22 protein-coding genes are annotated in these 24,420 nt (G+C 56.0%); 6 read left to right on the top strand and 16 right to left on the bottom strand.

The genetic code is table 11. The annotated features are described in order from the left end of the window. Window positions 1-46 precede the first annotated feature (46 nt). The 4 genes from IDH45_RS33980 to IDH45_RS11555 all read right to left on the bottom strand — a co-directional run bounded on the left by IDH45_RS33980 (window position 47) and on the right by IDH45_RS11555 (window position 4,164). Window positions 47-265 carry an ATP-binding protein gene (locus tag IDH45_RS33980; RefSeq protein WP_223836573.1) on the bottom strand — a complete coding sequence of 73 codons (219 nt, stop codon included), beginning with the start codon at window positions 263-265 and terminating at the stop codon, window positions 47-49. A 3-nt stretch (window positions 266-268) separates the two neighbouring features. Next, window positions 269-814 (bottom strand): histidine kinase dimerization/phospho-acceptor domain-containing protein, encoded by a 546-nt coding sequence (locus tag IDH45_RS33975; protein WP_223836572.1) that lies wholly within the window; start codon window positions 812-814, stop codon window positions 269-271. Then, window positions 760-1,146 carry a two-component system response regulator gene (locus IDH45_RS33970; protein ID WP_397327032.1) on the bottom strand — a complete coding sequence of 129 codons (387 nt, stop codon included), beginning with the start codon at window positions 1,144-1,146 and terminating at the stop codon, window positions 760-762. Before IDH45_RS33970 ends, IDH45_RS33975 begins: the two co-directional genes overlap by 55 nt. Before the next feature lie 234 nt (window positions 1,147-1,380). Further along, complete coding sequence (locus IDH45_RS11555; protein WP_317891192.1) at window positions 1,381-4,164, bottom strand: calcium-translocating P-type ATPase, SERCA-type; 2,784 nt, start codon at window positions 4,162-4,164, stop codon at window positions 1,381-1,383. Window positions 4,165-4,405: 241 nt separating this feature from the next. Between IDH45_RS11555 and IDH45_RS11550 the strand changes: the two genes are divergently transcribed. Then, window positions 4,406-6,175 (top strand): Rqc2 family fibronectin-binding protein, encoded by a 1,770-nt coding sequence (locus IDH45_RS11550; RefSeq protein WP_190927692.1) that lies wholly within the window; start codon window positions 4,406-4,408, stop codon window positions 6,173-6,175. Between the two features lie 268 nt (window positions 6,176-6,443). Here the strand turns inward: IDH45_RS11550 and IDH45_RS11545 are convergent, their stop codons facing one another. From IDH45_RS11545 to IDH45_RS11515, 7 genes are all read right to left on the bottom strand, one after another. Then, complete coding sequence (locus IDH45_RS11545) at window positions 6,444-7,475, bottom strand: helix-turn-helix domain-containing protein (RefSeq protein WP_223836571.1); 1,032 nt, start codon at window positions 7,473-7,475, stop codon at window positions 6,444-6,446. A 22-nt stretch (window positions 7,476-7,497) separates the two neighbouring features. Then, the gene (locus IDH45_RS11540; protein ID WP_190927690.1) at window positions 7,498-8,499 is read right to left on the bottom strand and encodes a Gfo/Idh/MocA family protein; all 1,002 of its coding nucleotides are present in this window, start codon (window positions 8,497-8,499) and stop codon (window positions 7,498-7,500) included. 898 nt (window positions 8,500-9,397) lie between these two features. Further along, window positions 9,398-10,303 carry a UTP--glucose-1-phosphate uridylyltransferase GalU gene (gene galU / locus IDH45_RS11535; protein WP_190927688.1) on the bottom strand — a complete coding sequence of 302 codons (906 nt, stop codon included), beginning with the start codon at window positions 10,301-10,303 and terminating at the stop codon, window positions 9,398-9,400. A 17-nt stretch (window positions 10,304-10,320) separates the two neighbouring features. Further along, entirely contained in the window at window positions 10,321-11,214 is an 894-nt protein-coding gene (locus IDH45_RS11530; protein WP_223836570.1) for a PHP domain-containing protein, read from the bottom strand. A gap of 368 nt (window positions 11,215-11,582) precedes the next feature. Then, a complete protein-coding gene (locus IDH45_RS11525) occupies window positions 11,583-12,494 on the bottom strand; it encodes a selenium metabolism-associated LysR family transcriptional regulator (protein WP_190927686.1) in 912 nt (303 codons plus the stop codon). Window positions 12,495-13,037: 543 nt separating this feature from the next. Next, window positions 13,038-13,475 (bottom strand): hypothetical protein, encoded by a 438-nt coding sequence (locus IDH45_RS11520; RefSeq protein WP_190927685.1) that lies wholly within the window; start codon window positions 13,473-13,475, stop codon window positions 13,038-13,040. A 280-nt stretch (window positions 13,476-13,755) separates the two neighbouring features. Then, window positions 13,756-14,016, bottom strand: coding sequence for a YlbG family protein (locus tag IDH45_RS11515; RefSeq protein ID WP_190927683.1), 261 nt, complete (start codon window positions 14,014-14,016; stop codon window positions 13,756-13,758). Window positions 14,017-14,088: 72 nt separating this feature from the next. Here IDH45_RS11515 and IDH45_RS11510 point away from each other — a divergent pair, with 72 nt between their 5' ends. After that, on the top strand, window positions 14,089-15,093 hold the full coding sequence (locus IDH45_RS11510; RefSeq protein WP_190927681.1) for an asparaginase: 1,005 nt from the start codon (window positions 14,089-14,091) through the stop codon (window positions 15,091-15,093). Window positions 15,094-15,109: 16 nt separating this feature from the next. Here the strand turns inward: IDH45_RS11510 and IDH45_RS11505 are convergent, their stop codons facing one another. The 3 genes from IDH45_RS11505 to IDH45_RS11495 all read right to left on the bottom strand — a co-directional run bounded on the left by IDH45_RS11505 (window position 15,110) and on the right by IDH45_RS11495 (window position 19,398). Further along, the gene (locus IDH45_RS11505) at window positions 15,110-15,556 is read right to left on the bottom strand and encodes a YlbF family regulator (RefSeq protein WP_223836569.1); all 447 of its coding nucleotides are present in this window, start codon (window positions 15,554-15,556) and stop codon (window positions 15,110-15,112) included. A gap of 120 nt (window positions 15,557-15,676) precedes the next feature. Continuing rightward, window positions 15,677-17,692, bottom strand: coding sequence for a helicase-associated domain-containing protein (locus IDH45_RS11500; protein ID WP_190927678.1), 2,016 nt, complete (start codon window positions 17,690-17,692; stop codon window positions 15,677-15,679). Beyond that, the gene (locus tag IDH45_RS11495; RefSeq protein ID WP_190927677.1) at window positions 17,689-19,398 is read right to left on the bottom strand and encodes a DNA repair helicase XPB; all 1,710 of its coding nucleotides are present in this window, start codon (window positions 19,396-19,398) and stop codon (window positions 17,689-17,691) included. Before IDH45_RS11495 ends, IDH45_RS11500 begins: the two co-directional genes overlap by 4 nt. Window positions 19,399-19,551: 153 nt before the next feature. On the opposite strand from IDH45_RS11495, the gene IDH45_RS11490 reads away from it, so the two are divergent. Next, a complete protein-coding gene (locus IDH45_RS11490) occupies window positions 19,552-20,262 on the top strand; it encodes a thermonuclease family protein (protein ID WP_190927675.1) in 711 nt (236 codons plus the stop codon). Window positions 20,263-20,399: 137 nt separating this feature from the next. Here the strand turns inward: IDH45_RS11490 and IDH45_RS11485 are convergent, their stop codons facing one another. Together IDH45_RS11485 and IDH45_RS11480 are read right to left on the bottom strand one after the other, a co-directional pair. Further along, a complete protein-coding gene (locus tag IDH45_RS11485) occupies window positions 20,400-20,816 on the bottom strand; it encodes a CBS domain-containing protein (RefSeq protein ID WP_223836587.1) in 417 nt (138 codons plus the stop codon). A 120-nt stretch (window positions 20,817-20,936) separates the two neighbouring features. Further along, window positions 20,937-22,145, bottom strand: a complete 1,209-nt coding sequence (locus IDH45_RS11480) for an amidohydrolase (RefSeq protein ID WP_190927672.1) — start codon at window positions 22,143-22,145, stop codon at window positions 20,937-20,939. Between the two features lie 194 nt (window positions 22,146-22,339). Here IDH45_RS11480 and IDH45_RS11475 point away from each other — a divergent pair, with 194 nt between their 5' ends. From IDH45_RS11475 to IDH45_RS11465, 3 genes are read left to right on the top strand one after another with little or no spacing between them, the layout of a single operon-like run. Further along, on the top strand, window positions 22,340-22,687 hold the full coding sequence (locus IDH45_RS11475) for a YugN family protein (protein WP_190927670.1): 348 nt from the start codon (window positions 22,340-22,342) through the stop codon (window positions 22,685-22,687). 19 nt (window positions 22,688-22,706) lie between these two features. Further along, the gene (gene ftsW / locus IDH45_RS11470; protein WP_190927669.1) at window positions 22,707-23,912 is read left to right on the top strand and encodes a putative lipid II flippase FtsW; all 1,206 of its coding nucleotides are present in this window, start codon (window positions 22,707-22,709) and stop codon (window positions 23,910-23,912) included. After that, window positions 23,909-24,409, top strand: a complete 501-nt coding sequence (locus IDH45_RS11465) for a GNAT family N-acetyltransferase (protein ID WP_190927667.1) — start codon at window positions 23,909-23,911, stop codon at window positions 24,407-24,409. Before ftsW ends, IDH45_RS11465 begins: the two co-directional genes overlap by 4 nt. Window positions 24,410-24,420 lie beyond the last annotated feature (11 nt).

The raw sequence follows: 24,420 nt of genomic DNA, 5'->3' as shown, positions 1-24,420 counted from the left end.
ACCCGGGAGGTAAGACCAATCCGGCCCCTCCCGGACCGCACGTTGTTTAGAGGTTGCCGTCGCCGGACAAGATCGCCTCAGTTTTTTTGATAACACTTCCATTAAATGTCATATCAGGAAGCCGGACTGTAAACTTCGTGCCGCCTGGGCTGCTGTCCACTTCGATGACCGCCCCGTGCCGGGCCGCAATGCTGTAGCAGACCGCCAGCCCCAGCCCCGTACCATGCTCCTTCGTCGTAAAAAACGGCCGCCCGAGCTTCTCCATATTCTATTTGCCGATCCCGTGCCCCTGATCGGCGATCCGAAGCACGCCGCAGCCTTTTTCCGTACACGTCGCAATCGTTAATATTCCCCCCGGCTCCATCGCTTCCAAACCGTTCAGCGAGATGTTCAGGACGAGCTGCCGGATTTCTTTCTCATCCAGCTCCAGCTCCGCCAATTCCCCGTATTCGATATGAATGTGTTTGCCTGACAGCATCGCTTCCGCATGAAGCAGCGGATACAGCGACTCAAGCAGCCGGTTGAGCGAAGCCGGCCGGATATCGGTCTGTTTGTTTTTCGCCAGCGACAAATATTCCGTAATGATGCTGTTGGCCCGGTCGAGCTCATCCAGCATAATGTCGATATGCTCGCTTCCCATCCGCCCTCCCACGCCTTTGGACAAGTGGAGAAATCCCCGGATCGTCGTCATCGGATAGCGGATTTCGTGCGCGATGCCGGCGGCCATCTCGCCGATCAGATTCAGTTCGGACAGACGGGTCATTTCCTTCTCGAACCGGAGCTGCTCGGTGATGTCGATGATGACTTCCAGCAAACATTGATCATGGTCGATCTCGATCGGTGACAACGGTGCAGCTTGACGAACGCTTCCACTTTCATTTTAAGCAGTTCCGGGTCAACCGGCTTGAACAAATAATCGATCGAACCGACGTCATAGCCCCGTCTGTCATGCTCGTGGGAAAAACTAATGGCATTCAGGAAAATAACAGGTATGTCTTTACACCTGTCCCGCTGCTTGATCCGTTTAACCATCTCGAAGCCGTTCAAGCCCGGCATCTGTACATCCATCAGGATGACAGCCAGGTCGTCGATCTCCTCCTGCAGCAAGTAGCAAAGCGCCTCCTCGCCGGAGCCGAGCGCGATCACTTCATACCGGGTGGAGGATCCCCCCCCTCAGTGCCAGTAAATTCGCGGCGCAAATGAACAAAAAAAGCCGGAGCGCACAGCCCGGCTTTCTAACACGTATACTCAACCTCTGCTATCCTAGCGCTAGGAAGCAGTTCCCACTGCGAACCGGTCTCCCAAACGGGTCCTTTGCAGCCCAGCGGTTCGTTCGGGAAGTTCTGCGGAATCTCCTCTTGCTTGCGTGCGGCAGCGCTGTTATCTGGCCGCCGTATTGGAGCGGTAGCCGGATACGAGCTTGCGGCGTTTGCGGCGCTGTGTCGTCAAAATGCTGCCAAGCCCGAACAGGAACGTCGGAATTGCCGCGAATACAAGCGTAATGAGCCATTCGTCAAACCCGAGCGCCATCGTTTTGAAGACCGGCTGCAGCGCTTCGATGTACAGAACTCCCAGCAGAAGGACGACCGACGAAATAACGGCGAGCACCAAATATTTATTTTGCAGCGGATTGCGGTGAAAAATCGAGCGCGAGCTGCGGCAATCGAACACGTGGATCAGTTGGGCCATGACCAACGTAGCGAACGCTACTGTCTGCGCCCGGACCAATCCTTCCGCGCTGTCCGGATTTTGCTGCAGCGTAATCCAGAAAGCTGCCAGCGTACATACTCCGATCAGTATGCCGCGACTGACGACCTTCCACCCCAGCCTGCGGGCGAAAATGTTCTCTTTGGCTCCGCGCGGCTTTTGCTGCATCAAATCTTTTTCCGCCTGGTCGACGCCGAGCGCCATGGCCGGCAAGCCGTCCGTCACCAGATTGACCCAGAGAATCTGGATCGGTACGAGGGGAAGCGGCATGCCCATCATCATCGCCAGGAACATCGTCATGATTTCCCCTACGTTGGAAGCGAGCAAATACCGGATAAATTTGCGGATATTCTCATAGATGCCGCGTCCTTCTTCGATCGCCGAGACGATCGTGGCGAAGTTATCGTCGCTCAGTACGAGTGCGGACGCTTCCTTCGTTACGTCCGTACCGGTTATTCCCATCGAGATGCCGATGTCGGCCGCCTTAATGGCCGGCGCGTCATTGACCCCGTCGCCGGTCATCGCCACGACATGGCCTTTGCGCTGCAGCGATTTGACGATCCGCAGCTTGTGCTCGGGCGATACGCGCGCATAAACGTAGACGTGATCCGACTTCTCGTCCAACTCATCGTCCGATAACGCATTCAGCTGCTGGCCGTTCATCGACATCCCGTTTTGCGGAACCATCCCGAGCTGGCGGGCAATCGCCTCCGCCGTCGATTGATGGTCGCCGGTGATCATAACGGTTTTGATTCCGGCCCGTTTGCACGTTTGGATCGCGTCGCGAACCTCCTTGCGGGGCGGATCGATCATGCCGGTCAGTCCGACGAACACCAGCTGATTTTCGAGAATATGCGTCGTATCTTCGCGGTCCGACGGCTTGAGCTCCTTGTAAGCAAGACCGAGGACGCGCAGCGCGGAGCGGGCCATTCCCTCATTGGCGGCGATCACCTTTTGTTTCAGCGTCGGGGTGAACGGGATGACTTTGCCGTCCCACAACACGTAGCTGCATTTCTCCAGCACGACGTCCGGCGCGCCTTTCGTGAACAGCAGCCGGCCGCCCTGATGCTGAAGCAGCACCGACATCCGCTTCCGGTCGGAATCGAACGGAAGCTCGCCCTTCCTCTCATACAGCCCGTCGAGCGAATGCCGGGTAATGCCCGCCTTCGCCCCCAGCACGACCAGCGCGCCTTCCGTCGGGTCCCCCTTGATCGAGTACACCGGCTTCACCGGCCCTTTGCCCACTTTCCGCTTCTGTTCCGGAATTTCCTCATGCAGGTTGGCATTATTGCACAGGACGGCGATTTGCAGCAGCCGTCTCAGCGACTGATTTTGCCGCAAGTCGACCAGCGCGCCGTTGCTTAAAATTTGCCCCGAAGGCTCGTACCCGTCGCCCGTTACTTCGAGCACGTCCCCGCCAAGCCAGACGTGTGTGACCGTCATCTTATTTTGCGTCAGCGTTCCCGTCTTGTCCGAGCAGATAACCGAAGCGCATCCTAGCGTCTCGACGGAGGGCAGCTTGCGGACGATCGCTTTGCGCTTGATCATCCGCTGTACACCAAGTGCCAGGGCGATCGTAACGATCGCCGGCAATCCTTCGGGAATCGCCGCGACCGCCAGGCTCACGCCGGCCAGGAACATGGCGTATGGCGGCTGTCCGTGCATAATGCCCGCGATGACGACCATAATCGTAAGACCGATGGCGACGGCGATCAATATTTTGCCCAGCTGTTCAAGCCGATGCTGCAGCGGCGTTTCCATCGTATCCGTATTTTGGATCAGATCGGCGATTTTGCCCATCTCCGTCTCCATACCGGTCCGGATGATGATGCCTTTGGCCGTTCCCCGCGTCACCATCGTCCCCATAAATCCGATATTTTTCTGATCCCCGAGCGGTACTTCGCCCTCCTGCAAAGCGTCCGTATGTTTGCCGACCGGTACCGATTCGCCGGTAAGCGCCGACTCCTCCACGTACAGGCTGTTCGCCTCGATCCACCTGATATCGGCCGGAATCCGGTCGCCGCTTTCGATCAGCACGATATCCCCCGGCACCAGCTCCCTCGCCGCCAGCAAAACGAGCTCGCCTTCCCGGATTACTTTCGCTGTAGGAGCGGACAGCTCCTTAAGTGCGCGGAGCGACCTCTCGGCACGGAACTCCTGAATAAATCCGAGCACGCCGTTCATGACAATAATCGCTATGATCGTAATGGCGTCCAAATACTCGCCAAGCAGCCCGGAGATGAGCGTCGCCGCCATAAGCACAAGCACCATAAAATCTTTGAACTGGTTGAAAAAAAGCGCGATCAGCGATACACTGCGCTTCTCCGTCAGTTCATTGGGGCCGTACTTCTCGCGGCGCGCCCCGACTTCTTCCCACGTCAGCCCTTGCGCCGGAACGACGCCTTGCGTCTTGGCCGACTCCGCCGCCGCCATGTGATACCAGTTCTTCTGATCCACGTCCCTTCCCCTCCCGAAGCGTTGAATGGTACACGCTCACTCATGGTAAATGTATTCAGACAAGCCGGAAAATATCCCACCGCCCGTCCGAATCCGTTTTTTTGCCGGATCCGTTCGCACAAAATGATTAAAACATTTGTTCCGCCGGCCCTGTTTATGGCATGATAGGGGAAGCTTACGTGTTACCGGCGGCCGAATATCCGTGCCGTGCCGGTTTTTCATACAAAGGAGAGAAAGCCTCATGTCTTTGGACGGACTCGTCACCCGCGCCATCGCCAGCGAACTCGCGGTGTGCGTAGGAGGCAGAATCAATAAAATTTATCAGCCCGCCGGACACGATATCGTGCTCCAGCTGCGGGCGCAGGGCCAGAATCGCAAGCTGCTGCTGTCGGCCAACCCGACTTACCCGCGCGTTCATTTTACGGAGTCGTCGTACACGAATCCGACCGAAGCTCCAATGTTCTGCATGCTGATGCGCAAACATTGCGAAGGCGCGGTCATCGAGAAGGTATCGCAGGTCGGTCTCGAGCGGATTCTCCACATCGACGTCCGGCAGCGCGACGAAATCGGCGATATTAGCGTCAAGCGGATCGTGATCGAGATTATGGGCCGGCACAGCAACATTATTTTAGTCGACCCGAAGACGAATGCAGTGCTGGACGGCATCCATCACGTTACGCCGGCGATCAGCTCGCATCGGATCGTCATGCCCGGAAGCCAGTACGCCGCTCCCCCGGAGCAGGGCAAAGCGAACCCGCTCGAGGCGACCGAGGCTTCATTCAGGCAGCTGTTGCAGGAAAGCGGCGGCGATGAGGAAACCGGCGCCGCGCCTGTCCGGCAGCAGCTCGTAAACCTTTACAGCGGAATCAGCCCGCTGGCCGCCAAAGAAATTGTAGGGCGCAGCGGCGCGGCGCCTGGAGCTGCTGCGGGCGAGACGGATATGGGCGCCGTCTGGAAGGCGTTCCGCGATGTGATGGGAGCGATCGAAGCGAACCGCTACGTGCCGGTAATCGTAGAAGAAACGGGCGGGAAAGCTTACTTTTCGGTTATCGAACTGACGCATATTCATGGAGAAACCGGCCGGTTCGATACGGTCAGCGCTTGTCTGGAATCCTATTACGGGGATAAGGCGGACCGCGATGCGGTGAAGCAGCGGGCGGCCGATCTGCTTCGTTTCTTGCAGAACGAGCGCACCAAAAATGCGAAAAAGCTGGAAAAGCTGCGCGATACGATCGAGGACGCCAAAGAAGCGGACAGCTTCCGCATCCTCGGCGAGCTGCTCACCGCCTCTCTTCATCTGGCGCAAAGGGGCGACAAATCGATCGAAGTGATCAACTATTACGACGAGGACCAGAAGCCGCTCGAAATCGAGCTGGACCCCCAACTGACACCGTCGGAAAACGCGCAGCGGTACTTCAAAAAGTATACGAAACTCCGCAACAGCGTCAGCGCCGTTCAAGAGCAAATTGAAGCGGCCGACATCGAGATCACGTATCTGGACACGCTGCTCGCTCAGCTCGACCGGGCGACGCTCGGCGACATCGAGGGCATCCGGGACGAATTGGTGGAACAAGGGTATCTCCGCGACCGGGGAGGCAAGAAGGGGAAAGCCAAAAAGAAAAAAACGGACAAACCGCTGCTCACCTGCTACACGTCTGGAGAAGGCATACCGATCTATGTCGGCAAAAACAACATCCAGAACGAATATTTGACCAACCGGCTTGCCCAGCCGAACGACACCTGGCTGCATACGAAAGATATTCCCGGCTCTCACGTCGTCATCCGGGCCGATACTTTCGGGGAGACGACGCTGCACGAGGCGGCGATGCTGGCCGCTTACTACAGTCAGGCCAAATCTTCGAGCCAGGTGCCGGTCGACTTCACGCTGATCCGGCATGTACGCAAGCCGAACGGCTCCAAGCCCGGCTATGTCATCTACGAACGGCAGAAGACGTTATTCGTAACGCCGGATGATGAAGCGGTCAAGTCCATGCCCGTTACTGTAAAGTAGGGCCTTGCGGGCCGATGCCGGCCATTTGGCGGAGTACGAAAGAAAGACTGTCCTGAAAGTCATTTTGCGCTTTTTCGAACCTCGCTCGAATTTTCTGAAGAAAAAGGACCTCAAGCTCCACCTTACCGTGGAAGTTGAGGTCCTTTCGTTTGGCTATGGGGACGTTTCCGTGTTTTGCGAACGCTTTTGGGAACGCCCCTTTTGGATGCGCAAACTTATACGTATGGGAGCAGGAGGAACCCGCTGCCTCCGCTGCACGCCCGCTTTATCACGGCTTCAGCGCGCCGCTTCGGGCTTTATCCCGATAAGCTCCCGGCGTCGTGCCGAATCGTTTGCGGAATACGTAGTACAAATAATTGCCGCTTGCAAATCCTTGCTCCAGAGCGATTCGCTCGATCGGCTCGTCGGATTCGAGCAGTTGCCCGCATACGCGCTCCAGCCTGACCGCCTCGATATACTCGCTGAACGAACCCATGCCTTGCTCGCGGAAGATGCGCTGCAGTTGCCTGCCGCTGATCCGGATTTTCTCCGCCACTTCCTCCAGCGTAATCGGCCGCTTGTAGTTCGCCTGAATAAATTGGCAGGCCAGCTGAACCCGGTAAGCGTTCATATCCCTTGTCGGCAAATTCGGCTCTGCCTGCCCGCCCCCGTAAGCGCGAACCGACCGGAGCAGGATTTGGATCACGGCTTGTTTAATCGTCGTGTACATGCCGGTCTCGTTGCCCGACCAGGCGCGAAAAGCGGTCATAAAGCAGTCCATCGCCCCGAACTGGTCCACCGCCGGCTTGCGCGGCAAACTGCGGAGAAGACGGACGCACTCTTCCGCTTCCTCGACTTCGGACTCCATTCCCCATTCCCCCGAGACGGCGGAATACTGCGCTCCCGCTTCATTGGGAGGATGCTCGTTCAGCTTGACGAAATCCAGGTGGAGACACAGCTCATCCATCCCTTCGACCGCGTCGGCTTCCTGGTAATGCTCGGCCTCCGGACCGGTCAAGTAAAACATCCCTTCATGAAACGGATGCCGAATATCGTCCATAATGACGAGCCCTTTACCCCGGGGAATGAAATGGAATTCGAATTCCGCATGCTTATGAAAAGGGACCGTTTTGGATGGCGCAAACGTCGTCCAGTGAAAGCGGAGAACCCGGAATCCGTAATCGCCCCAGCGAAACCGGATGTCCCGCCGCTCCAACTCGTTATGCCGCCCGTTCATAAAAGCGTAAGGGCTTGGCTTCTCGCTTCTTCTCGCAGAGGACGCAACCGTCTCTTCCCGGCGCTGCGCTTTATGGATAGCCATCGGCTTTCCCCCGCCCGGCCGGTTATCGAACCAGCTCGCTTAGAAGCACCGGCTGATTGCGCTGGACGGACAGGTTGGACGCTTCCATCAGCTTCGTCAAGTCGAGAGCGAGGCCGATATTTTCCTCCGCGGTCGTCCCGTTCTGAATATGACCGACCCATTGCTGAATCGCCGAAGCGCAATTCGAAGGCTGCTGCTTGACGCTCCAGGACTTCGCCGCTTCCTCGCCGAGCTTGGACGTCCGCAGCACAATCTGATTATCGTGCGTGCTGTACAGAAGGGACCCTTCGGTACCGTGCAGCTCGAGCGAGAACGGCGAAAACTTGTTGACGAATCCGGCTTCCACGATCCCGATCGCGCCACCCGGATACCGGAGCACGGCTACTGCATTATCGTCCACTTCCTTGCCCGTCACGTAGCCGTAATTGGCTGTGACGCTTTCCGGCAAACCGAGGAACAACCGGGTCAGGTACATCGGATGACAGCCGAGATCCACCAATGCGCCGCCTCCGGTTTGCTCCGGGTTGTAGAAGTGGGTAGGCAGCCAGTTCGCTATAGCGCCGCCGTGGGACAAGCGGGCGCGTACGAGCGTCAGCTCGCCGAGTAGCCCTTCGCGCAGCACTTCCTGAATCGCCAGCGTATATCCGTCGTTCAGCCGCGGAAGCGATACCGTCAGCTTCACGCCGGAGCTGTTGACCGCCTCCACAATTTCGTTCGCTTCGCGCAGCGTCAGCGCCAATACTTTCTCTGTAAAAATGTGTTTGCCGGCATTCGCCGCCTTCACCATAACGTCCCGATGCATGCTGGACGGCGTATCGACGACAACGGCATCGATATCCGGCTGCGCCAGCAGCTCATCGAGCGATTCGTAAAACCGTACGCCCCTCGCTTCCGCCTCTCCGCGGCCGCGCTCGTCGATTTCGTCCCAGATTGCTACAATTTCCGTATCCGGATGCTCGTTGATTTGTTTGGCATAATCTTTCGCATGTACGTGCCAGAAGCTCAGCATGGCCACTCGTATCACAACAGATCCACTCCTCGCAAGGACTATTAATATACGACATCAATTACAAAATACCACACCCGCGCCCTAATTTGTTACTACTTTATTGTGACATCGAGCTATATTATTACGACACGACTAACAATTCCCAAAAGGCAAAGCCCAACCCCTCATTCTATTCCGCTCCTTCAAGCCCGTTTTAACCGTAAGAAATGGCTTGCTGAAAATTATGACTTTAACAAAAACCGTTCGGATGGTCCTTTGACGTGCAAACCCATGCATTTGTACGTTGGAAGGGAATGGGTACCTTCGCTCCAGCCGCTCGCCCTCAGGTAGTGTTGTCTTCATGAGTTGGTATCGCTAACGAACCCGCATTCGTTATCAGAACAAAATGCGGACGTTTGAATTTGTAACGAACTCTTGTATGGTTATTCCCGCAAAACGGATCGTTTTTTTCACTCTCGGTACGAAAACGATCCCCGGATTCGTTACGTCTGGAATAACGTCGTTTTTTCAGCCATTAGCACGATCCGATTCGTTAATCATCGAACTGGGTATACGTTCGCTAACGCCAAGGAAGGAAAGCCCTCCCCTTCAGTGCGGTAAAGAACTTAAACTTTCTGGCAGAGAACAAAAACTCTAACGGACACAGCGGTCGTTATTATGGTGAATATCGATCCATTTGTTTTCTAACGGACATGGATGCAGCTATTTGGTGAGAAATGTTACTTTTAGAGGTGGTTCGGAGTAAATAAGCGCTGTGGTGACCGTTACATTTTAAAAAACGGTTTTTTAGCGAAATAGCCTCCACCAAGTCCGTTAGAGTGTGGTTTAACTTCGCTTTATCACCGTAAAGCACTTAAACATTCTGATCTAAAAAAAGGAACGAGCCTCTACAGGCTCGTTCCCGCTGTATCCGCTATCCCCGGGCCCGCATCATTTCCAGGTCCCACTTGCTTACAAGCGCCGACAAGTATTGCCGGACGTCGTCCCGCAAATCGTCGCGGCCCAGGGCAAATTCGATCGTCGCCTCGATATAGCCCAGTTTGTCCCCGACATCGTACCGCTTTCCTTCGATCGGGTAAGCGAGCATAGGCTTGTCCGTGTTCAACAGACGGAGCGCGTCCGTCAGTTGAATCTCCCCGCCCCGCCCGGGCTTGCCTTCCTCCAGCAGCCGGAAAATATCCGGCTCGATAATGTAGCGGCCGATAACCGCCATATTGGAAGGCGCCGTTTCGCGGTCCGGCTTCTCGACCAGATCCTCGATCCGGGTATGAGCGATCGGCCCTTCCCAGCCGCCTGCCGGCGATACGATTCCGTACTTGTGAACGTCTTCCCAAGGCACCTGCTGCACGGCGATGACCGACGTCTGATGACGTTCGTACAGATCGATCATCCGTTTCAGGCAAGGCGGCTCCGAATCGATAATGTCGTCGCCGAGCAGGACGGCGAACGGCTCGTCGCCGATAAATTTTCTCGCGCAGTATACCGCATGCCCCAATCCGAGCGGCTGCTTCTGACGGATATAATGAATGTCCGCCATATTCGATATGTCCTGGACGATCCGGAGCAGATCGGAATTCCCTTTTTCCTCCAGCGTCGCTTCCAGCTCCACCGATTTGTCGAAATGATCCTCGATCGCCCGTTTATTGCGTCCCGTTACGATAATAATGTCTTCAATGCCCGAAGCGATCGCTTCTTCCACAATATATTGAATCGCCGGCTTATCCACGATCGGCAGCATTTCTTTCGGCTGCGCCTTCGTCGCGGGCAGGAACCGGGTTCCGAGACCTGCAGCCGGTATAATGGCTTTACGTATTTTCATATATACGGTCACGTCTCCTATCGTCGATTAGTGGCGCTTGCTGCTCTGAGACGTTCTAACACCGAAGCGTCGGCGGTACGGGAGCCAAGCGGAGCATGGAACACAACACCGCCCCGGGAACCGTGAAAATCCGAACCGGCGGTCGCGATCAAGCCGTGTTGTTCGGCCATCTCCGCATACTTGGCCTCCTCCTCCGGTCCATGGTCGGAGTGGTACGCTTCGATTCCGGCAATCCCGTACTCGATGAGCCGTACGACCAGTTCGTCATTGCCATACAATCCCGGGTGAGCCAGCACCGGCACGCCCCCCGCCTCGCGAATCCAGTCGACCGCGTCCTCCGGGCGGATTCTCGGCGGATTGACGTAGGCTGCGGCGCCTGTGGCCAAGTAACGGTTGAACGCATCGGACATGTCAGAAGCATGCCCTTTTCGAACAAGCACCTCGGCAATATGCGGCCTGCCGATCGTCTCGTCTTTGCCGGGAGTTTTGCGGGCCTGTTGAATCACTTCCTCCATCGACACCTCGATGCCGAGTGATGCAAGCTTGCGGAGTATCATTTCATTCCGGGTGTTGCGCGTCTCCCTCAACTGCTTCAATCGTTCCAAAAACGCGGTGTTCCCGGTATCGATAAAATAACCGAGCACATGAATATCCCTTCCGTCGGCAACGGTGCTTATCTCTACGCCCGGTATTACTTCGATGCCGATAGCGCCGCCTTCCGCCTGCGCCTCTGCAACACCGGCTACCGTATCGTGGTCGGTGATCGCGACTCCGCGCAGACCGGCCTCCCGGGCCAGCCGGACTTGAACCGCCGGGGCGTTCGTGCCGTCCGACGCAGTCGTATGGGAATGCAGATCGTACTTATCCGTCAATTCGCCCTCCTCGCTTTCCTCGTTATAGAAGTTGTTCAAAAAGTCCACTTTTGATCACGAAGCAGATACAGGAAGCCTGCTCGACATCGAATATGGCATTCAGCCGGAACTTCCGGTGCTCACGTAGCTGCCACTACGCTCCGCTCCTCATTTCCTAGCTTCATCCCATCTTCTCGGTGCTGAAAACCGGACTTTTTGAACTCACACTTTAAGAAGTTGTTCAAAAAGTCCACTTTTGATCACGAAGCAGATACAGGAAGCCTGCTCGACATCGAATATGGCATTCAGCCGGAACTTCCGGTGCTCACGTAGCTGCCACTACGCTCCGCTCCTCATTTCCTAGCTTCATCCCATCTTCTCGGTGCTGAAAACCGGACTTTTGAACTCGCACTTATACTCTGAATTCTTTACAGCCATGCATTCAGATCGCGTTCGCGCAAAAACGATAAAAAGGTGACGGCCGATATCGGAAGCAAAGCCGCCTGCAAATAAATCGAATAAAAATGCCGGGTAAACGTAAGCCCCTCGATCGTCTTCATCTTGAAAATGCCAAGCGCCATCTCGTGCCGGACGGCTGCCTGCGACAACAGCGTAATCCCGAGTCCCGCTTCGACCGCGGATTTGATCGCCCCGGTGCTGCCGAGTTCCATAACAATCTTCAGTTGCTCCGAACCGACCCCGACGCGATGCAGCTCCTGCTCCATCACCTGGCGGGTGCCGGACCCCTGTTCCCGCAAAATAAACGGATACTTCTGCACGTCGGCCATCGTCACGATGTCTTTGTCGGCCAGCGGATGATCCGACGGGACAATCAGCTTCAGCTCGTCGTTCAGCACGATTTCCGTCCGGACGTCCGGATGCTGGATCGGCGCTTCCACGAGACCGAAGGTCAACTGGTGATTAAAGATCTCTTCGAGAATTTGCGTCGTATTCATTACTTTCAAGCTGACGGATATGCTCGGATACTCTTTGCCGAACGGACCGAGCAGACGGGGCAAAATATATTCCCCGATCGTGAGGCTCGCTCCGAGCTGAAGACGGCCTTCCAGCAGCTGTGTAAATTTCGACATCGCCGAATCCGTATCCTTGATCAGGTCGATGCTGCGCTTGGCGAACGGCAGCAGCGTCCTTCCCGCTTCCGTCAGCTCGATCTTTTTGGTAGACCGGTGAAACAGCTTCGTCCCGAAGTAATCCTCGAGCGACTGCACTTGCATCGTTACGGCGGGCTGTGTCATATGAAGCGCCTGGGCGGCCATGGAGAAGCTGCCTTTATCGGCGACGGTATAAAAAATATGAAGCTGATGGAAGTTTAACGCCAAGCCGATCCCGCCCCCTCTCTACTTGATACTGTATCGCATGCGGCCTTCCTTTTGCAACAAATGGAAGAGAACGCCAATCGAGACGCCACCCGGACAACAAAACGGTGTTGAAATTCGCGTCACAACAGAAAGGATGATCGTGAATGCCCCAGAATCACGCCGCCACGAGTCGTGTACCCACATCCCACAGCTTCAGCCCGGTACTATACAAAATAGAAGCCTTTGGCACCCTTTATTTTCGGCCTTTTCGAAAAACCAGAACCAATAACGGCGGTTTGAGCCCCTTATTTCAACCAGTTGGCGGATTGTCACCCTTTTCACAGATATTAGCGGCTCCAAACCACTCTTGTTTTATCATCCAAGCAGGTTTGGGACAAAATAAAGCTCCTAAACCGCTCTTATTCGGTTCCCCATACTCGTAAAGTAACAACAGCTTCCGATCGAAGCAATTCGTTGCAGGGCATTACTGCATATGCAGAGTTAAACTTCTTTAATGACGATAAAAGGCATGCGGCGATTGCCGGCATGCCCCATTAAGGTTCGTTATTTACGCTTGCGGCTGTTCTTGATCAAGGTCATCCTCCGGGAATGCCGGAGCCAGGAGTAATACGATTTCAAGTCCCGGAGCTCGATCACTTCGGACATACGACCGAGGAACGTCACGATGATCATCTTATGCAGCGGATTGCCGGCAATGTCGAATTCGTTTTCCATAATCGCAAACTCAGCTACCATGACCAAATCGTCCTCGACAACATAAACGTCCTTTTCGTTTTTGTAATAAGGCTTGATTTGGTCTTTTTTTAATCGATCCCATAGAAAAGCGCAAATGTCCTCGAATCCTGTTTTTTCACTCTCTACGCGATCGATCCAACGGGATCGGGCATGATTCGTGATAATGATGTCTGCTACTTTTTTATCGCCCAAAACAACATGAAAAGGTTCATAGGTGCTCCAGCGATCCATAATTTTATCCTTCATAATCCCAACCCCTCTCCTAACCAAATCAGGCCTTATTACCTATGTACAACGGGAGATAACTTTATTTTACTCGATCTTTAAACATTTTCCAAATGGAAAATGCACCATTTTGCATTCCGGATGCACCCAAATTCATGCACGCCAATTCTATATAAAAACACCGGAAGCTTACTAGGTTGCAAGCATTCCGGTGTGATATAGTAGAGAGATCCGGTTTTTTTCGAGTGCTCACAAGTTGTCTTTCATCCAAGCTTTTTTTTAGAATGATGTGGAAGAAGTGTTACGTGTAAAGTTTCGCTTTATCCGGCACATTACTATTATATTCAGTACGGATTTCATTTCGATACGACCGTTCGACTTTTTTTACGAACGACAATTTCTGGACCGCCTTCGTCGTTTCTTCCGCCTTATCGGCGTTCACATAGAGGACGACGTAATGCATACGTTTGGAAATATAATGGATGCTGCCGTACTTCTCCAGATGTTTCGTCTGTTTCAGATCGGACACCCACAAAATAAGGCCGGTGCGTTGTGGATACATCGTTTTTTGTCCTTTCGTTATCGGATCGACAAAACATATCTCTATATTAAGGTTCAATCGGGAGTGAAACAAATGAAATCTGCGATGCTTGTTCGTGCCGTGCGTACTCCGATTACGGAATCGGTCCACCGGGGCCATATGGCGGTCGTGAACACGGCTGGTAAGCTGCTGGCAAGCGCCGGCGATCCCGGATACCGGACCTTCGCCCGTTCGGCTGCGAAACCTTTGCAAGCCGTCCCGGTCATCGAAGCCGGCGCCGCCGAGCGGTACAGCTTCGACGGCGGGCAAATCGCGCTGATGTGCGCCTCTCACAACGGAGAACCGGAGCACCTTCAAGCCGCCCTTGAGCTGCTCGCCAAGCTGGGCTTGACGGAAGCGGCGCTGCAGTGCGGACCGCACTATCCGTATTACGAGCCTGCCGCCGAGCGAATGAAACGGGCGGGGGAACAACCTACCCGCCTTCACAACAATTGTTCGGGCAAACATGCGGGCATGCTGGCACTAGCCCTGCTCTTGAACGCATCCACCGACGACTATATGTCCCCCGCTCATCCCGTTCAACAGACGATGCTCCGGACGGTGTCCGAATTATCCGGGGTTCCTTCGGAGGACATCGCGCTCGGAACCGACGGCTGCGGCGTTCCCGTATTCGGCCTGCCGCTGGACCGCCTCGCTTATGCGTTCGCCTCTTGGGGCGCTCCGGACCGTCTATCGACTCCGACGGCCGAAGCATGCCGCAAGATCATCCGCGCCGTCCGGAGTCACCCGCACTTTATAGCCGGAACGGACCGGTTCGACACCAGGCTGATTGAAGCGACCGGCGGACGGCTTGTAGGCAAGATGGGCGCCGAGGGCGTCTTTGCCGTCGCCAATCCGGAGCGGAAGGCGGCGCTGGCCGTCAAGATCGAAGACGGAGCCCAACGCGCCCTCTATCCAGCGGTGACGGAAGCGCTCGTCCAGCTCGGATGGCTCACCCTTGACGAGACCGAGGCGCTCCGGACGTTCCATCGCCCGCCGGTCCGCAACTTCCGCGGAGCCATCGTCGGCGAGCTGGTCCCGGACTTCGCGCTGCGTTAAGAACCAAGCTGCGGCATCAGCCGCAGCCGCCATTACAATTGCCGCCGCAGCCGCCTTTGGACGGAAGCGGGTTGTTGCTTGGAACTTTGATCGTATCGGACACCGAATAAGCGATTGTCTCCGACACGTGAAGCAACAGCTCGTCCAGCCGCGCCTCCGCTTCTTTGAAATGCCGGACGGATTCAATGGCGTCCAGCCTTTCCTGAGCCAGATTGGCGGCGTCAAGCGCGGCGTGGTAGTCCGGATGGTAATGTCCGAACCGCTGGCAATCCTCGAACGTCTCTTTCGCCTTGGCGAAAGCTTGCATCGCGCTCTTTACCTCCGGATCGCCATCCACCGCGTTTTTCCAATATAAATAGTCCGCAACTTCCGCGGAGCTGTTGATCATGTCTCCGACTTCATACGCTTGAAGCAGCACCTGGGCCATGTCAAGCGATTGGGTCTCGGTCATGTTCACCGGCATGGGCCTCCTTCGTCTCGCGGGTCACTGGTAATACAGTCAGAACCGGCAGTGTGCGATGGATCGGCCGGGCGGTTGCCGTAAACCCGAGTCCGCCGCGCAGATGTAAGGCCTGAACTGATACTAGTCGTTAATTCCCGGCAGGATAAGCTGCATTTCCTCCCATTGATCCGGCGATATCCGCACCTCGCTTAGCTGCTCGAAGCCGGTTACCGCCCAATCGTCGCGGATGCCGTCCAGCCGGATCGGGATGAAAACCGTGTCCGCTCCTGATTTTCTCAGCTTGAGACACGCCTTCCATTCGAGCGCCTTGAGGATCATCTGCTTGCGGGTCGAAGCGTGATACGCCCTGCAGTCTTTGAGCCACATAGACGGCACTTCCTGCAGACCGGGATACACATCCTCGACTAACGGAAATTTGCCCTCCTTACCATAATACTGTACAGTCGCCTTCGAGTAAATATGCCCTTTAGCCGGGTTGTCGGCCGGCTCGCCGCTGCGGCTATCCGGGAAGTCCCCGTCATCCGCCGCGGGAAGCTGCAAATAGACGGCTGTACCGCCCTCTGCTCCCTTTTTCCCGCCGGGGCTGTATCCGCTTCTTTCCAGCAGGGCACGCAGCTCCGCCTCTTTTTCCGCAGGCACAGTCCAGGCCGCCGGCCCGAGCGTTTCGCCCAGAAGGGGCGCGATCCGTTCGTCGCCTCCGATCATCCTGGCTGCCGCTTCATCCCGGCACTTCAGTACGACATACGGTGCAAGCCTGAGCTGCGACTGCTGTTCGCCCCACTGCTGGATGGCGACCCGTACGTTGTCCGGCACTCCGTGCTTGGCATGAAGCTCCAGAAACCCGACCGTTCCGTCCGCCGTTCTGCCTTGCTCCAGGGCACGCATGATCGTCTCCCGGGTCATCCTGTAGACGGCCATATGTTCATGCCTGATCCGATCTGCGATAAGCTCAAGCTCCCAGCGCACGCCATACGGACAATCCGGCGGAACGATAAGCTCGAAGTCCGGCTGAATAAACAGGCAGGGAGCCGCGACAGCTTCGTCACGGGAGGAAGAGGTTGCTGCGGTTGTCCCTCCCCCGGTTTTGGAACCGGCAGGGTTGGTCAGCCAGCGGAACAGCTTTTTCCCGTCCGGTGTCGCTCCGCTTTCCGCCCAGCCCCAGGCTATAAGCGGTGATAGCCAGTCCATAAGCAGACCGGATCTTGACGGGCTATCGCCGGTCAGTCTCCCGGCAGTCAATCCTTCGGATTCGCCCGGCATCTGCTCCGCCACTGCGCATACGGAGATCCAGACCGACTCGGGCATCTGCTCGATACAGCTGACCGCATGCTGCAGCCAGCAGCAGCGCGGAGCGTTCATCTCCTTCCATAACGCGTAAAGGACCGCATGCATCTCCGCTTCCGTTTGGCGCAGCCAGCCGCGCATCAGGCTGTTCCTCACGGCTAACCGTCCGTCCGCCTTTTCCAGCAAACCCAGACTTTGCCCCATCGCGCATAAATAAGCGGCCGCCGCAGAACCGTAGTCGGGGTCGGGCCGGAGAAGCGTTCCTGCATCGCGGAATTCCTCGTCCTTGACCGGAGTAAGCGCCGACAGTTTGCCGGCATGACGCTTATGCATCGTTCCTTTCTGCGTGAGTGCCACTTCTTCTTTGGCCGTATAAGCCAGTACCGACAGCAGCTGCGAAGGAATGCCGGGACGGTAGTCGGAGTCCGACGCTGCGTCCGAGCCCGCATATACCGCCGCAGTCTGGTCGAATGGGAGGAGTTGCCTTCTCCAAAGCGGGAATGTATCCTCCGCCACCCGGTGCTCGGCTTCCCCCCATTTCCGCTGTATGGCAAATACGATTCCTCTCCGGCTTAGCCGGATCAAACCGACCTTAAGCGCCGCTCCCGGAAACGCCTTTCTGCCCGCCTTCTCCAGCTTGGGCCAGTCGAACGGCTTGTAACCGAACGTACGCAGCACGAGGGTGAGCGTCTTGATTTCCAGATCGTATAACGAACCGTTCAGCTCGCTGATTTTACGCTCGTCGGCGAGCAGCTGCTCCAACGTCCCGGCTTCTTCCTCCCAGCCGTTATGACGGCGAATCTCCTCGCGCATCGGCACGTTCAAGCTCTCCAGCAAAGCGGCCAATTTCATGTCGCTCCCTCCTCCTCCATCTCCGCTGCCTGCAGCGCTTCCGCTTTCCGGATCTCGTACCGGTATCCCTGCTCCAGCAAAAACAGCTGCCGGTGCACCGAAAACTCCTGCTCTCTCGTGTCGTCGCTGACGAGCGAATAGAAGAATGCCCGGTTGTCCTCCACTTTCGGCCGCAGGATGCGTCCGAGCCGCTGCGCCTCTTCCTGGCGCGATCCGAAGCTCCCGGAAACCTGAATCGCGACGCGCGCGTCCGGCAGATCGATCGCAAAATTAGCCACCTTCGAGACGACCAGCGTCCGAATCTCCCCGCGGTTAAACCGGGCGTACAACCCGTCCCGCTCCTCGTGCGGCATCTCGCCCGATATCATCGGCGCGTTCAGATCGGCGGAAATCCGCTTCAACTGGTCTAAGTATTGGCCGATTACGAGCGTCTGATCGTCCCGATGCCGCTCGAGCACGTCGCGGAGCACCTGCAGCTTGAGCGGATTCTCCCCGGCGATCCGGTGCTTGCTGCGCGACTCGGCCCGCACGTACGATTCGCGGATTCTCTCCGGCATCGGCACTCTCAGCTCGGTGCACTGCACCTTGGATACCCAGCCTTTGTGCTCCAAATCTTTCCACCCGGCCTCATACAGCTTCGGGCCTACGAGGGAGAATACGTCCTCTTCTCTTCCGTCCTCGCGGACCAGCGTGGCGGTCAGTCCCAGCCGGCGCGTGGCCTGGATGTCGGCCGTAGCCCGGAATACCGGAGCCGGCAGCAAATGCACCTCGTCGTAGACGATCAAGCCCCAGTCCCGCTCGCTAAACAGCGACATATGGGAGAAGCCATCCTCTTTCCGGTGACGGTGCGTCAAGATTTGATACGTCGCGATCGTGACCGGGCGAACCTCCTTCCGGCTGCCGCCGTATTCCCCGACCAGTTCTTCGTGCAAGTCGGTTTTACTCAGCAGCTCCCGTTTCCATTGCCGGACGGAAGCGACATTGGTCGTCAAGATCAGCGCGGCGCATTGCAAGCGGGCTAAAGCGGCGATGCCCACCACGGTTTTGCCCGCCCCGCAGGGCAGCACGACGACTCCGCTCCCCCCATGCTGCCCTATGCCGTCGTAAAAGGCGTCCACAGCCGCTTTCTGATAATCCCTCAGAATAAAAGCATCCCCCGAAGCGGATACGTCCTTCAGCCGAATCGGCAATCGTTCCCCGTGATGATAACCGGCGACGTCCTGTACCGGAAATCCGAGCCGGATGAGATCCTGCTTGATCATCCCGCGGTAAGCGGCGGCAACCTCCAGCCCTTCGGACGCACCGCCGCCGATAAAGTACGTCTGCAACGATTTGTAGCCGGCCAGCTTGTCCAGTAGACCCGGCTCATCCGAGACGAGCAGCAGCTTCTGGCCATCCAATCTCAGCTTGACCAGCCCGTAGCGCGATACGAAATGAATGATGTTTTGCCTCGCCTGCAGCGGAACGTCAAACTTGCCGTACCGGTTCAGCACATCGAGTATTTGCTCCGCATCCATACCTGAAGATGCTGCGTTCCATAGCGACAAAGGCGTCATCCGGTACGTATGGATATGCCCCGGCGTTTTGACCAGCTCGGCGAAGCGGCTTATAGACGCGGCCGTTTCTTCGCTTAACGTATGGTCTGCCTCCAATAACATCGTGGAATCGCTTTGTACGACCAGCGGCCGCTGCGGATCGTAACGCATAGCTCTCCCTCCTATTCCTTTCGGGAAATGGCACTCTTCTCTATTAGTATGAAATGAATCCGGCGGAATTAAACGGACGGCTCCTCGATTTGAACCGGAGCCTGTGAAAAGGTACTATAGAATCTGATCTTATGGAGAGAGGAACGTAGTGTAATGAAACCGATGGTGGTATGGCTCTGGTTCACCCTCATCCTTGCCGGCTGCGCGGCGCCTTCCGGGAGCGGCGAGGCAAGCGATATGAGCGGCATATGGAGTCGGTATCCGGAATTGAAAGGCCAGAAGTACGAGACGACGGAAGTAAAACGCGTAGTAGACGGGGATACGCTGGAGACGAAGGAAGGCGATAAGGTGCGGCTGATCGGCATGAATACGCCCGAGACGGTCAAACCGAACAGCCCTGTCGAAGCGTATGGCAAAGAAGCAAGCGCCTTCAGTAAAAAGCAGTTGACCGGTAAAACCGTCTACCTGTTCGCCGACGCCGGCGACACGGACAAATACGGCAGGAAGCTCCGCTACTTGTTCATCCAAGGCGAATCCGTCATGTACAACGAGACGCTGCTCCGGGAAGGGTACGCCAACACGATGACGATTGTGCCAAATGTAACGTTCGCCAAAACGTTCGTGGAAGCGGAACGCGAGGCCCGCAATACAAACAAAGGGCTATGGGGCAAAAAAGGCGGCAACGGCGAAAGTCCTAACCGGACGGCATCCTGCAAAGAACCGAACATTAAAGGCAATATTAATTCCAAAAACGAAAAAATTTATCATGTGCCGGGCGGCAAGTCGTACAATCAGACGAAGGAAGAGATGCTGTTTTGTACGGAAGAGGAAGCGGAAGAAGCCGGATTTCGTAAAGCCGGCTAACTGATAAGCAGAAACACGGGCAGACCGGCCGCCTGCAGCATCCGCGTATTCGGGCAGTGCCGAGCCGAGCTGCAGCGTATGCTAGCGCCAGGACGTACAAAACCCGGGAGCCTTAGGCGTCTCCCGGGTTTGCGTAATTAATGAACCGTTGCGGCATGGTCCACATTTTCGGAAATTTCGCTGAGCGCTTCTCCCGCTTCGTTTACGAAAATCTCCCGAACGGCCAAGTCGGCGATCGCGACAACCCCAATCAGCTCTCCGCCGCTCACGACAGGAAGCCTGCGGATTTTTTGGCGCGCCATCAGCTTGGCCGCTTCGTCTACGGACGTGTCCGGTCCGACCGTCGTGACGTCCTTGGAGATCACTTCTTCCACCGCAGTCGAGCCGGAATGTTTCTCCGCATAACCGCGGATGACAAGGTCCCGGTCCGTTACGACGCCGATCAGCTTCCGCCCCTCGACTACAGGAATAAACCCGATATCGTTTTGCTTCATCTTGACGGCAATTTCGTAAATGTTATCCTGCGGCGAAACGGTGACGCAGTCGGTGCTCATAATATCTTGTATCGTTCTCACGTAGATCCTCCTCTTCAGTCGTTGATGACAGATTGCTTCTATAGGCTTTCCGCCCGGCTGAAGAGAAATGCATGTGAGTTTGTACCATGCGCAGAATGTTCAGCGGGAGCTTCCGCTCAAATAGCTGACGGCCATCGATGCCAGAAGCTGCGCCGACTGCAGCATGGCCGACTCGTCGATATCGAACATCGGATGATGGTGAGGCGCCGCAATACCGGCGGCCGGGTTGCCGGCGCCGACGAACATGAAGCAGCCCGGTACACACTGCAAATAATAAGAAAAATCTTCCCCGGCCATAATCAGCGGAGAAGCCTGAACGTGCTCCGCACCGAACAAGCTTTCCGCAACGCGGAAAAACCGTTCCGTCTCGGCCTTGTCGTTCACGACCGGAGGGTATCCGGGCTTGTAGTCCAACTGGATGTCCGCTCCGAACATCTCTCCGGTATGGGCGCAGATCCGTTCCATTCGGGAGACGATGGTTTCCCTGACCTTATCATCGAAGGAACGCACCGTTCCGTTAATGCTGCATGTTTCCGCGATCACGTTGAAGCCGTTGCCGGCCTGAAACTTGCCGATGGAGACGACGCCCGGCTCGGTCGGATCGACACTGCGGCTGACAATGGTCTGCAAATTGACGACCAGATGCGAACCTACGAGTATGCTGTCGACCGTCTGATGCGGCAAGCCTCCGTGGCCGCCCTTCCCCCGGATGTGGATGACGAATTCGTCGGCGGCGGCCATAACCGGTCCTGGGGCCGAATAAACGATTCCTGCGGGAAACGGCGTCCACAGATGGACCCCGTATACACGATCTACGCCGTCCAGCGCCCCGTCTGCGATCATCGGCTCCGCGCCGCCGGGACTGATTTCTTCCGCAGGCTGGAACAAAAACCGGACATCCCCCGGCAATTCGTCTTTGTTCTCTGCGAACATCTTCGCCACCGCAAGCAAAGCTGCCGTATGCGCATCGTGTCCGCAAGCGTGCATCACGCCCGGCACGGTGGAAGCGTAGTCGCACGATTTGCCGTCCTGAATCGGCAGCGCATCCATATCGGCTCTCAGCGCAGCAGTCAGGCGTGGGCCTCTACTCCGGCCTCCCCGGACCGTGCCGGTTACCCCGTATCCGCCGACCCCGGTTCTTACCTCGATTCCCCACTCGGCAAGCTTCCCCGCGACAAAGGCTGAGGTCATCTGTTCTCCATAAGAAAGCTCGGGATGACGGTGCAAATGGCGCCGCCATTCGACCATGTCCGGAAATAACGATTGCAGCCGTTCCGTAATGCTGTTCACTTTCCTGCACCCCCGCATAAGCTCGCGATTCTGATCCCTTCATTGTACCAGAACGAAGCCTCCGTTTCATCCGCATCGCCCCGAGCCGTCATCAAATTTTAATATATCGGATCTTAATAGGCTTGCGCATGCAAGGGAAACATACTATCATGAATAGAGGATTGCGCCCCTATCGGAACTACTTTAAATGATACGCAGGAGGTTTCCCTATCGTGATTATTGAAAATGCGGGAATTAAAGGATTAAAAAGCGATTTGGCTCATCTGGACGGCGCTTCGGAGAAGCTGGGCTTCGTTCGCTGGCAGTGGGAATATTACCGCGCTACCTACGACCTGAAGCTGGAAGATAAAGCGAATAAGGTGGATTACTTCCTTCGCATCAACACAAGAGCGGTGGAAGGCAAGCTGGAATCGCCTTATGCGATCCTTGTCATCGAAGATACATACTTGGGACGCGGCACGTTCCCGCACGGACTCGATTATGATTCGCCGGTACCGGATCAGATCGTGAAAGTAGCCAATCAAAAACTGGCCGAACTGAAAAAACAGCTGAGCGAATAAACGTGAAGGCGGAACCGATATGACCGAACAACGCAGAGGCACACCTGATTTTTTGCTGCTGCTTCTTACGTTCCTGCTCGTCGGCTTCGGGCTCGTGATGGTGTTTAGCGCCAGTTCCGTTACGGCACTTGCCAAAGAGAAGTTCGGCAACGATCCGTTATACTTCGTGAAAAAACAAGCCATCTTTGCCGTCGCCGGCACGGTTGGCATGTTTTTTCTTATGAACATTCCTTACAGGCGGCTTAAGCCGCTCTTGAGGCCGGGGTTTATCGTCGTACTCGTTATGCTCGTGCTGGTGCCTTTTATCGGCTTCGAGGTCAACGGGGCGAGAAGCTGGTTTAACCTTCCGGGCGGCATGGGAAGCTTGCAGCCTTCCGAGTTCGCCAAAGTCGGCGTCATTTTATATTTGTCGCTTTTGATCAGTAAAAAAGGCGAGCGGTTTCGCGATCTGAAAAACGGGCTGCTGCCCGCTGTCATCATCGTCGGGATTGTGGCGGGACTCATCATGCTACAGCCGGATTTCGGCTCCACGATGATTCTTGTTCTTGCCGCTTCGCTCGTAATCGTGGTCGGAGGCGCCAATCTCAAACATATTTTCTTGGCCGTAGGGTCAATCACCGTCATTGCAGCGATCTTTCTGGCGGGCTACCTTATCTCCGCAGACTCGCTGGGCTACCGGATGGACCGGATTGCCTGTTATCTGGACCCGTGGTTCGATCAGCAGAGCAGCTGCTATCAGTTGGTGCAGTCTCTATATGCATTTGGCCATGGCGAACTGACCGGAGCGGGTTTCGGACAAAGCATCCAGAAGATGCATTATTTACCGGAGGCCCATAACGACTTTATTTTTGCAATTATCGGGGAAGAATTCGGGTTTATCGGAACGGTGCTTTTCCTGCTGTTGTATTTGGCGTTTCTATGGCGCGGATTTATCGTTGCCCTGCGCTGCACCGATCTGTTCGGCAGTTTGGCAGGGACAGGCATCGTAGGTCTGATCGCCATTCAGGCGTTGATTAATATGGGCGGAGTGACGGGGACGATTCCCATGACCGGCGTTACGCTGCCGTTTATAAGCGCCGGGGGCTCCTCCCTTTCGGTTACGATGGCCAGTATCGGCATCCTGCTCAGCATATCCCGGGACATCACAAGGCCGGACCGGGCCGAGAAACCGGAGAAACGTACCGGCTTCGCAAGAGATCGCAACGATTGGAGCAAACGCGCATGATCCTTCGAATCCGCCCGGCGGTAAGGCAAGATCTCCCGAAACTGCTGGACATCTACAATGATGCTGTCATTCACTCTGCGGCCACATTTGATCTGACACCCCAGACGCTACAGGAGCGGGAACGCTGGTTCGCGCAATTTAACGAACGGTTCCCGATTATTGTAGCGGAGAACGAATCGGGTGTGGCCGGTTATTGCTGTCTGACACCATATCGGCCAAAGCCGGCATACCAGTTGACGGCAGAGCTTTCCATTTACTTGGATACAGACTGCAGAGGCGGCGGAATCGGCTCCGTACTGCTGCAGCACATGATCGATATGGCGCGGGATCTCGGCTTTCACGTCCTCATATCCGGCATTACCGGGGGCAATGAGGCAAGCGTGCGCCTGCACCGCAAATTCGGCTTTACCGAAGCTGGCGTGCTTCGCGAAGTAGGCTGCAAATTTAACGCCTGGCAGGATGTATATTTGTATCAGCTCATCCTCGAGCGTACCTGACGCTTGCAGGG

It is taken from the genome of Paenibacillus oceani (genome assembly GCF_014705615.1).
GTDB classification, from domain to species: domain Bacteria; phylum Bacillota; class Bacilli; order Paenibacillales; family NBRC-103111; genus Paenibacillus_AB; species Paenibacillus_AB oceani.
The sequence above is the reverse complement of the archived record's forward strand: the minus strand, read 5'-3'. Positions and strand labels throughout refer to the sequence as shown.

Coding starts and splice junctions, on each gene's coding strand:
- IDH45_RS33980 (WP_223836573.1), bottom strand. CDS start 265: ATGGAGAAGCTCGGGCGGCCGTTTTTTACGACGAAGGAGCATGGTACG.
- IDH45_RS11550 (WP_190927692.1), top strand. CDS start 4,406: ATGTCTTTGGACGGACTCGTCACCCGCGCCATCGCCAGCGAACTCGCG.
- IDH45_RS11545 (WP_223836571.1), bottom strand. CDS start 7,475: ATGGCTATCCATAAAGCGCAGCGCCGGGAAGAGACGGTTGCGTCCTCT.
- galU (WP_190927688.1), bottom strand. CDS start 10,303: ATGAAAATACGTAAAGCCATTATACCGGCTGCAGGTCTCGGAACCCGG.
- IDH45_RS11520 (WP_190927685.1), bottom strand. CDS start 13,475: ATGAAGGATAAAATTATGGATCGCTGGAGCACCTATGAACCTTTTCAT.
- IDH45_RS11515 (WP_190927683.1), bottom strand. CDS start 14,016: ATGTATCCACAACGCACCGGCCTTATTTTGTGGGTGTCCGATCTGAAA.
- IDH45_RS11510 (WP_190927681.1), top strand. CDS start 14,089: ATGAAATCTGCGATGCTTGTTCGTGCCGTGCGTACTCCGATTACGGAA.
- IDH45_RS11505 (WP_223836569.1), bottom strand. CDS start 15,556: ATGCCGGTGAACATGACCGAGACCCAATCGCTTGACATGGCCCAGGTG.
- IDH45_RS11500 (WP_190927678.1), bottom strand. CDS start 17,692: ATGAAATTGGCCGCTTTGCTGGAGAGCTTGAACGTGCCGATGCGCGAG.
- IDH45_RS11495 (WP_190927677.1), bottom strand. CDS start 19,398: ATGCGTTACGATCCGCAGCGGCCGCTGGTCGTACAAAGCGATTCCACG.
- IDH45_RS11490 (WP_190927675.1), top strand. CDS start 19,552: ATGAAACCGATGGTGGTATGGCTCTGGTTCACCCTCATCCTTGCCGGC.
- IDH45_RS11485 (WP_223836587.1), bottom strand. CDS start 20,816: ATGAGCACCGACTGCGTCACCGTTTCGCCGCAGGATAACATTTACGAA.
- IDH45_RS11480 (WP_190927672.1), bottom strand. CDS start 22,145: ATGCGGGGGTGCAGGAAAGTGAACAGCATTACGGAACGGCTGCAATCG.
- ftsW (WP_190927669.1), top strand. CDS start 22,707: ATGACCGAACAACGCAGAGGCACACCTGATTTTTTGCTGCTGCTTCTT.
- IDH45_RS11465 (WP_190927667.1), top strand. CDS start 23,909: ATGATCCTTCGAATCCGCCCGGCGGTAAGGCAAGATCTCCCGAAACTG.